Raw genomic sequence first — 10,042 nt, 5'->3', positions numbered from 1 at the left:
GATACCTATAGGGCAGGTTCATGAGAAAATTTTAAAAAAGTGATAAAGTCAGGAAAATCTACAAAAGTATAAAAATAATCCATATAAGAATATTGCCTCTTAACTCTATTTGTTTTTTTTCGTGTATATTGTTTCTTGTATTAAAGACCGGGTGAAAGGATTCATTACCAATCTCATATGATATATTATTTTTTTTAACATTCAAAAAAGCTTTTTCTCCTTTTGAAGTGACGGAAACACAAACCATTCCATCTAAAATAATATTGTTTGAAGAAGGCAAAGTTTCAGATAGCTATACTTTATCCATAAAGGTGCCTGAGAGTGTTTTAACTATAATGGATATAGCTGTTGGTACATTATAAAGCGACTGTCTGCTTTACTGAAATCCTTGATAGAATGATAAATTAAACAGTGCGTCACTACCCCAAACTAATAAATTTGTCTGAATAAGGTTATGCATCATATATCAAGAATTAGTGCACTTTTGAGTCACAGAATTGAAATTTTATTTGTACTTTTGTACTGGATTTCTTAATCAATAGTGCTCGAATTTCGGCTTTCATCTTTTTATATTATTCCCTGATGTGGCCGTCAGTAGCGCATTGTGGCAGATTCTATGCTGTCCGGACTCTCAGTTCATTATTAGTATTTCCGAGGGAATGAGCAAAGGTTAACGGCTTATAGTTAACGTTTAAAGGAAAAGAATAATGGACAACAATACATCTAATTTTATTTCATGAACAAATTTATGGCTTATTCCGCTTTGACTATTGCATTAATAGCCAAAGGGGCTTTTTGTGTGCCTATATGTGCACAAGAGAGGGCTGTGCAGGTGGTGACACTCACGACACTTTACGACCTTGCCGACCGGCAAAGTCAGAAGGTAAGAGTAAGCGAGGTCGCTCTGCGGGCAGCCAACGAAGGGGTGGCAGCAGCCAAATCGGCTTTGCTGCCGAGTGTGGACTTGAGCCTTCAGGGCAGTTATACGGGCAACGCATTCATGCTGTCACGAGGTTTTTCGAGCAGTGGAATGACTGATTACATTGTCCCGGGTGTGGGAACTGTTCCCTTAGCAAACGGCAAACAGGACACTCCACACTGGGGAAACAGTTTTACGGCTCAAGTATCGCAGGTTGTGTATGCCGGTGGTGCTATCCGTTCGGGTATCCGAATGGTGGAACTGGGCAAGGAAATGGCGGAACTCGATGTGGAGAAGAACCGTCAGGAAGTACGTTTCTTGCTGACAGGTTATTATCTTGACCTCTGCAAGCTGGACAATCAGATGGAGGTAGTCCGCCAGAATATCGCACTGACCCAGAAGGAGATTGAGCAAATGAAAGCCCGCCGTGGGGAAGGTACAGTTCTGCAGAACGACATCACCCGCTATGAATTTCAGTTACAGAGTCTCGAACTCACGCTGACAAAACTCAAGGATGCTTCTACCGTCATCAACCATCAGTTGGTCACGACACTTCATTTACCGGAGCAAACAGTTATAGTCCCCGATAAAAATGAACTTGACACCGAAATAAATGCACTCTCGGCAATCGCTGCCCAAGAGACATGGCAGCAGACAGCAGCAGACAACAATCTTGGCATCCGTCAGGCAACAGTTGCCACAAATCTGGCGGAACAGAAAGTGAAGCAGGTCAAAGCGGAATCATTGCCTTCGGTAGCCGTTGTGGCAGAGAATCAACTCTATGGGCCCTATACACAAGACCTTATTCCGAAAGATTGCAATGTAAACGTGTGGTTTGTCGGGATAGGTGTAAAATTCAGCATTGGCAGTCTCTGGAAGAATAAACACAATATCCGCAAGGCACGTATCGAACACCGGCAGTCGCAGGAAGCACTCGCCCTGGCACATGAGGAGGTGGAGAATGGAGTACAGGCAAACTACACCAACCTGCTGACATCCTACACCGAGGTGAAGACACAGCAGAAGCAGGTGGAGCTTGCCAATCAGAATTACTCCGTGGTGCAAAACCGTTATCAGAATGAACTTGCACTCCTTACCGATATGGTTGATGCCTCTAACATGAAACTCTCTGCCGAAATGGCACTGGTCAATGCCCGAATCGGTATGCTTTATAATTTCTATAAACTCAAATACGTAACAAATACTTTATAAAATGGAAAAGAACAAGATACACGTTTATTTATATAATACACTCATTGTGTTTTGCCTCTTGGGCGGAGCAGTCTATGTGGTCAGTCAGTTTATGCACTTCGGCAGTGGAGAATTTACCGACAATGCCCGTGTCCGTCAGAATGTCGTTCCTCAGAGCAGCCGTGTGCAAGGTTTTATCCGTGAAGTACGCTTTACTGATTTTCAACAGGTAAAGAAGGGTGATACACTCGTTATCATCGAGGATGCAGAATTCCGCCTGCGACTGGCTCAGGCCGAGACAGACCTTCTCCGTGCGGAACAGGGCTCGAAAGGAACGGCAAGCAGCATCGTTACTACAAAGACAAGCATGACCGTTACAGAGGCAGGTATCGAATCGGCACGTGCGCAGATGGAGAATGCCATGCGCGAGGATAACCGTTTCAAGAACCTCCTCAGCCAAGATGCCGTCACCCCACAACAATATGACAAGGTACATACGGCTTATCTGAGTGCCAAGGCTGCCTATGAGCAGGCTGTTCGTTCACGACAGATGCAGTCGGCTGTCGTAGCCGAACAGGGACATCATCTTTCTGCTTCGGAACAGGGTATAGAACTGGCCCGTCGTGCAGTCGATCTTGCCCGCCTTAATCTTTCTTATTGCTATATCATTGCCACATGCGACGGCACTGTAGGCGCAAAGGACATCCATGTTGGGCAGCTTGTCAATCCGGGTCAGACACTGGTGAGTATCGTTGACAAGGATGAACGTTGGATTGAGGCGAACTATAAGGAAAGCCAGTTACCACATATCAAGGTGGGCAATAAGGTGAAGATAACAGCTGACGCCGTTCCTGATGTGGAATATACGGGTACGGTGGAACGCATTTCCGATGCTACCGGCAGTGCCTTCTCACTTATTCCTATCGACAATGCTACCGGCAATTTTGTGAAAGTAGAACAGCGTGTTACCGTACGTATCAAGCTCGACACGAGCAGTGATGTTGCCAAGCTAAAGGGTGGTTATAATGTAGAATGTATCGTTAAGGAGTAATGCGCAATGGGACAATTAACAGAATTTTTTATGAAGAGTGCCGGTGGTCCTCCTCCCAGTATGGGCTTTTCCATGCCGATGATGAAGGGGTGGGTTCCCCGCTGCATCCAGCCCTGGCTGTACGTGTTGACCGCCTTTTGCTTTCAGTTCAGCGGAGGTGTTTACCTCGGTGCGCTGGATGGCATCCGTGGTACCACCAACTTCATGATTGAGGACATACTTTTCCTGCTTTATGCCACACTTGCGGGCATGGCTGTGTATTTTCCTATGCTCTTCCGCATGAAGTTCCGTTTCACCAACCAACAGTTGCTTTGCAGTTCTGCCATTGTTCTTGGCGTATGTAATATGTTGACAATGTATTGTCAGTCTATGCCAATACTGACGGTAGTGTGCTTCATTGCCGGAATGGCCAAGATACAAGGAACGTTCGAGTGTATGAGTAACATCCAGCTTTGGATTACTCCCCGACGCGATTTCGCTGTCTTCTTCCCTGTGCTACACATTATCCTTCTCACAGCCCTTGAGGGTAGTGGATGGCTGGCAGCCTGGTTCGGACATCATTTCACCTGGCAGATGATGCACGTCTTTACTATAGGTACCATGTTGTTCGTGCTAATCATACAAACAGTCTTCTGTCGCCCGTTCTGTCCCATGCCACAGCGACTGTCACTTAAGGGAATTGACTTTCAAGGAGCATTGCTCATCTGTGGACTGATGCTGGTGGTGTCGTACATCGTGGTGTATGGCGATTATTTCATGTGGTTAGATACGTTCCGTATTCGCCTCCTTATAGGTATTGCCATTGTGCTTTTCGGCATCGTGCTCTACCGTTTGCACTACTACCGTTACCCTTACGTCGAACTAAATCTTTTTACACGTCGCAACGTTGTACCTATTCTCATTGTAACTTTCTTTGCCGAACTTGCTTTCGGTGCTGAGCACACAATGGAAGAGATACTTTACTGTGAGGTCATACGGTTGGAGGAACTGACCAAAGAAGCACAGTATATGTGGGTACTACCCGGTATGTACGTCGGTATCCTGCTGGATCTCTATTGGCTGAAAGTCAGGAAATGGAAGATATGGAAACTCTTCGGAATCGCCTTTATCTGTATTGCGTTCTATGGTATGTTGATGTACTTCACGCTGGACATGAATGTCAATATTGAGCAGTACCGACTTGCCATATTCTTGCGAGGTTTTGCTTATGCTATACTTGCCCCTGCATTGATGTGGGCTTTAGACGAATCGGTACCCAGCCTTGAACAGTTTTTCATGGGTCTGTTCGTGTTCAACATACTACATATGTATCTGGCTGGAGCAGCAGGTTATGGCATTTATACCACCATCTTCTCGCATCTTATGAACGAAAATATGATGAGTTACGGACAGCAACTTACACTCACTCACTTGAATATGGCACATTTTGATTTCGGTGAGTACATTGGGCACGATTTCCTGCACTCTATGATGATGGTGTCAATAAAACAGGTATATGGCTATGTCATTTGGTTTGCCCTAGCTCTTGCAGCTCTCTTCTTGCTGTGCGACATCCCCACTGTCCGTACAAATATCCGAAAAGTACCACGTTGGCCGGTTTATGCCATTGAGTATCTTGCAAGGAGGAAGTAGGAGACTGTACAATGCTATACCCTCACTTTGGTATCGCTTATAAGTGTTTGTATTTGTTATATTTAACATGTAAATACCGTAATTTCCCGGGCAAATATTGCGTTTTTTTCTTTATTTTTGTATAACCGTCATGCAAGGGACGGATTAATCCTTGCTAACTAATAATCTGAAAATTATGTCAAAGACGAATGAAATGTATTTGGACAAGGCACGGACTTTAGTCAAAGGTTTAAAAGAACATTTGGAAACTGTAAAAAACTATGGAATCAGCATAGATGATTTGCAGAAGTTGGAAGCCGCTGTAAATGAAGGAGAAAGGCTTAATGCAGAAGTCGACCGTCAACGTGCGGAATTAAATAAAATTGTTCCTAACGCCTCACGCAAATTGGCAGAGGTTCGCAGTCTGACATTTGAATTAAAACGTTTAGTCAAACCACGTGTTGTTCCGAGCCATTGGCTGGATTATGGAATACCGGATAAGCGTTGATGCTTCGTCTTATTAAAGAGGGAAAGTCCCTGCAAACTTCCAATATTTTGCAGGGACTTTCCCATGAATTGAAGTAAATGAAAAATATTTGAATAAAAAATTATGTTTGCGACTGATGGTATACTATTTTTGCAGAGATTTGATTAATGAGATAAAGTGAAATATTGGAAGTGAATAGCACCGAAAAAAGAAGGAAACACTATATTGTCATCTTCAAAATGAGTTAAGAATTAATAAAAGCGTTAAATCTTCACCCTTTTGAATGTACCATTAAAGATAACGACCATATTTCTGACTTATTACCTATAAAATATTGAGTAATAATCTGTTGTAAATACTAATTTTTAATTTACATGAAAGTTTTCATATTCATCGCATTATTTTGTCTTTCCGTATGTCTCTGTTCGTGCGGAACTACCACCTATAATCCGTATAACAAATCTGTGACTTCGTCGTTTCAGTTTTAAAAACTGTTTAAAAGGTTTTTAAAAATGTTTGCAAAGACTCATCTTTTGCAATATCAGAAAAAAAACATTACTTTTGTGATACTGTGTAATATAGTTAAGCAAACTTCTATTATGAACAATCTTTATCCGGTAGGCATACAAAATTTCAGAGAAATCAGAGAAGGGAATTATCTGTATATAGACAAGACCGAGCTCATATACAGAATGGTGAAAACAGGAAAATACTATTTCCTGAGCCGTCCGCGACGTTTCGGGAAAAGCCTTCTCGTTTCGACCATTGAGGCATATTTTCTTGGGCAGAAAGACCTTTTCAAAGGGCTTGCCATAGAAAAGTTAGAAACTGAATGGAAAGAATACCCGGTTCTGCATCTTGACCTGAATTCAAAAAAATACGAAGACAAACTTTCACCTACTGCAATACTGAACCAACATCTTGAAAAATGGGAACAGATGTATGGCGATGAAAAAAAGGACCGTTCTCCGGAAGAAAGATTTTCTTACCTTATAGAGAAGATAAGTATAACAACCGGACGTAATGTAGTCGTCCTTATCGACGAATACGACAAGCCTATGCTTCAGGCTATCGGCAATGATGAACTCATGGACGAATACCGCAACACACTGAAAGCCTTCTATGGAGTTCTTAAAAGCAGCGACCAATATCTGCGATTTGCACTGCTAACAGGAGTAACAAAGTTCAGTAAAGTAAGCGTATTCAGCGACCTTAACAACTTAGAGGATATTTCAATTCTTAGAGATTACAACAACCTCTGCGGAATAACGGAAAAAGAGTTGTTGCATTACTTCCCCGATGAAATAAAAGACCTCGGAGAAAGAAACGATATGACATACGAAGAAATATGCCGGAAACTAAAACTATGGTACGACGGTTACCATTTCAGTAGCAGCCCTGAAGGTATATACAATCCTTTCAGCATACTCAACGTAATGAAAAGCCGTGAATTTGGAAGCTTCTGGTTCGAGACAGGTACTCCAACATTCTTAGTGGAACTACTCAAAAGAAGTAGTTATAATCTCTACAGTCTGACTGAAGAAGTAGCATTTGCCGATACACTCGGAGGGATAGACTCTATGTACACAAACCCTGTACCTATCCTCTATCAAAGCGGTTATCTCACTATAAAAGGATATGATAAGGAATTCAGAACATACAACCTCGGCTTTCCAAACCGCGAAGTGGAAGACGGATTCACAAGATTCCTATTGCCATATTATGCCTCTATTGAACCAGGAAAATCATCATTCCAGATAATATCATTTGTTCAGGATGTAAGAAAAGGAGAAATCAACAGATTCATGACCCGCCTGCAAAGTTTCTTTGCAGATATACCTTACGAGCTGACACGTCAGTTGGAACTGCATTATCAGAATGTTCTTTTCATCGTCTTCCGTTTGCTCGGATTCTATACCGAAGTGGAATACCATACATCATCCGGACGCATAGACATGGTTGTGAAGACAAACGACTATATCTACGTCATGGAATTCAAACTGGAAGGCACAGCAGAAGAGGCCATAAAACAAATCAACGACAAGCAATATGCACTACCTTTTGCCTCAGACGGAAGAAAACTCATAAAGGTAGGAGTCAATTTCAACAACACTATCAAAGGTATAGAAAAATGGATTATTGAGTAAAAATCCTCTTGATAACAATAAGAGTAATCACAAACAGGTAGTACCTCCCTCTCACAGGTGCTACCTATTTTATTATCAGCACATAAACAAAATAGCACAGCAATAGCACCACACCTACAACTACCGCAAACTTCAGTTTCAGACGAAAAAGTTTGTCCCTGTCAGCTTTTTCCTTTTCTACCGTATTTTTCCTTATATGTTCTATTTCCTCGGCAGATACATCAGGAAGTCCGCGCCCCTTTCCTACCTCAATGAGACGGTCGCGCGTTTCCTTCATCCGTTCGCGATTTCTGTTTCTCAGTTCACGATTTTCTTTGTCACGACGCATCATGTCGTTTATGCACCCTAAAGTTCCCATACAGAAAGATTTTCAAATTTCTATAAATGTAATAAAAAGCACTATTTGATACAAGCTTTCTCCTATAAATTATATCGTCTTGTATAAAAATTACAACATACCTCCTACATGTCCGCATTTATCCGCGTAATAAGTTGTAAATCTGCCGATTAAAAGTTATTTTTGTGCTTACAAAATCTATATATAAAGATTTTTGATTTATAAATACAACTTATATTTATAAAAACACAAGCTATATTTATATAGATATAACTTGTATTTACAGAATATATCAGGAAATTTATAACTTAGAGAACTGAAACAATTGATTTAATAACAGCTAATACCTTTTAATTATGGCAAAATATTTCATGCAGGAAATGCCCGACATGAGGAAAGAGGGCGAAACATTACTTTATCCGAGAATGGAAATTACAGGCACATGCGAAACTGAAGAACTGGTGGAAACATGCATCAAGGGTTCAACGTTCAATCGTGGCGAAGTTCGCGGAGCACTTGACCTTATAGCCGGAGCCATGGCTCGTTTCATGGCGGAAGGCCGTTCGGTAAGAATCGAGGGAATAGGTCTTTTCACTCCCACACTATCCCTCAAGAAAGGTAAGGAAAGAGAAGAAATCGAAGGAAACTCCCCTCGCCGTAATGCCGCCAGCATAAAGATAGGCGGTATAAACTTCCGTGCGGACAGGACACTTATCAACGAAACAAACACTCTTTGCGACCTCGAACGAGGTGCAGGTGTGAAGAAATGCAGGAGGCCTAAAACTACTGCCGAAGAGAGATTGGCAATGGTAAAAAGATACCTCGAAGAGAATCCTTTCATTACAGTGAGTGAATATTTAAAGATGGCAGAACTTAACCGTACTACTGCGGCAAAGGAACTGAAAGCTTGGGCTGCTGATGCAGAGTCCGGAATTGCTATGAAGGGGTTGGAGACGCATAAGGTTTATGTGAAGAAATAAAGTGAAGAACTGTATACACTACATTTATATTCATCATAGAAGAACTCATTTATAATGAAAAATCTCACATTTTCTTTCATTACAATCTTGCCATTCATATTATTTTTATTAACTTTGTAACATCTTATTATACATAATTTCTATGTATAATAGATTTTTATATATTACGAGAAGACGTTTACTTAACGTTTTGACTTTGACTCTTTAAAACTTCGCAACTTTTAATTCACAGTCCAAGGCAAAGCAATAGTAGATGTCAGCGTTGTATGTATGTGCACCAACATACTTTCTTAAAAGTATGTAAGGTATTATACATATATTAGCGTGGGCTTCTGCATTGCTCGTTCAATAGACTGTGATGGGCAATGCGAAGACCTTAAAGAGTAGGACGAGTGATAATAAGATTTCCCACGCTTTTTTTATTGTCAATCGATTCCCAATATAACAATCAATTAAAAACACACCTAACGTTTTATAAAAACTAAAAATAATAAAACTATGAAATACAGATTAACCATTAATAACTTCAGAAATGAAGGTTATATAATACATAAAGGTGTATTTCTACACCCATCGGTATCTACAGAAGAGGCTCTAAACAAATCCATTTACAAATATATGCGATTTGAACATTTATTGAATATGCTTATAAGAAAGAAACTATATATTGCCAATCGTCATACATTTACAGATTTGGTAGAAAAAGGATATAAAAGTAATCTCAAGTATTTATTCCCAATGGATTGTGTTCATAAAAATAAGAAAGAGAAAGAAGAATTAGCAAAGAAAAGGTTTAATTTTAATTATGAAGTTTATAATTCGTGTATATCTTGTTGGACTTACGATGAACACAATTATGGAGATGCAAAGGCTAATGAGAATTACCTTATGTGGAAGACTTACGCTTATCAAAATGTAGGTTGTCGTATAGAAACAACATTAAAAGAACTTATAGAAAACATTCAAGTTCCAGACGAATACGATATCTTAATATCAAATGTAGAATACAGTACTAACGAATGGATAAAAGGGAATCCTCAAAAAGATATTTTTACGAAATCTGTATATTACAGGGACGAACAGGAGGTTCGTTTATGTGTGCTTTGTCAAGAAGAAAAAATACTTATAGATATAAATCCTTTTTCTGTAATTAAAAAGGTTATAATATCTCCTTTTATTTTTGAAGAATTCGCTTCAATTATAATAGATGGATTTAAGAACAAATATAAAATACCTATTGAGAAATCAAAAATTGCAGAGAACTATAAATAAATTACCAACAAATAATAATAGTCATATGAAATTTCTAACATTAATAT

8 protein-coding genes are annotated in these 10,042 nt (G+C 40.2%); 7 read left to right on the top strand and 1 reads right to left on the bottom strand.

Going from position 1 to position 10,042, the window contains the following annotated elements; genetic code table 11:
- The first annotated feature begins 736 nt into the window (after positions 1-736).
- From QZ379_RS10765 to QZ379_RS10745, 5 genes are all read left to right on the top strand, one after another.
- Positions 737-2,131 (top strand): TolC family protein, encoded by a 1,395-nt coding sequence (locus tag QZ379_RS10765; protein ID WP_291564362.1) that lies wholly within the window; start codon positions 737-739, stop codon positions 2,129-2,131.
- A 1-nt stretch (position 2,132) separates the two neighbouring features.
- A complete protein-coding gene (locus tag QZ379_RS10760; protein WP_291564359.1) occupies positions 2,133-3,161 on the top strand; it encodes an HlyD family secretion protein in 1,029 nt (342 codons plus the stop codon).
- Between the two features lie 30 nt (positions 3,162-3,191).
- The gene (locus QZ379_RS10755) at positions 3,192-4,793 is read left to right on the top strand and encodes a hypothetical protein (RefSeq protein WP_291564357.1); all 1,602 of its coding nucleotides are present in this window, start codon (positions 3,192-3,194) and stop codon (positions 4,791-4,793) included.
- Between the two features lie 175 nt (positions 4,794-4,968).
- Entirely contained in the window at positions 4,969-5,280 is a 312-nt protein-coding gene (locus QZ379_RS10750) for a hypothetical protein (RefSeq protein WP_291564354.1), read from the top strand.
- Between the two features lie 578 nt (positions 5,281-5,858).
- A complete protein-coding gene (locus QZ379_RS10745) occupies positions 5,859-7,406 on the top strand; it encodes an ATP-binding protein (RefSeq protein ID WP_291564351.1) in 1,548 nt (515 codons plus the stop codon).
- 64 nt (positions 7,407-7,470) lie between these two features.
- Here the strand turns inward: QZ379_RS10745 and QZ379_RS10740 are convergent, their stop codons facing one another.
- Positions 7,471-7,764, bottom strand: coding sequence for a hypothetical protein (locus QZ379_RS10740; RefSeq protein ID WP_291564349.1), 294 nt, complete (start codon positions 7,762-7,764; stop codon positions 7,471-7,473).
- Positions 7,765-8,099: 335 nt separating this feature from the next.
- Here QZ379_RS10740 and QZ379_RS10735 point away from each other — a divergent pair, with 335 nt between their 5' ends.
- Positions 8,100-8,723, top strand: coding sequence for an HU family DNA-binding protein (locus tag QZ379_RS10735; RefSeq protein WP_291564347.1), 624 nt, complete (start codon positions 8,100-8,102; stop codon positions 8,721-8,723).
- 498 nt (positions 8,724-9,221) lie between these two features.
- Complete coding sequence (locus tag QZ379_RS10730; RefSeq protein ID WP_291564345.1) at positions 9,222-9,995, top strand: hypothetical protein; 774 nt, start codon at positions 9,222-9,224, stop codon at positions 9,993-9,995.
- Positions 9,996-10,042 lie beyond the last annotated feature (47 nt).

Origin of the sequence: Bacteroides sp. (assembly GCF_019417265.1) — a bacterium.
GTDB lineage: Bacteria > Bacteroidota > Bacteroidia > Bacteroidales > Bacteroidaceae > Phocaeicola.
The sequence above is the reverse complement of the archived record's forward strand: the minus strand, read 5'-3'. Positions and strand labels throughout refer to the sequence as shown.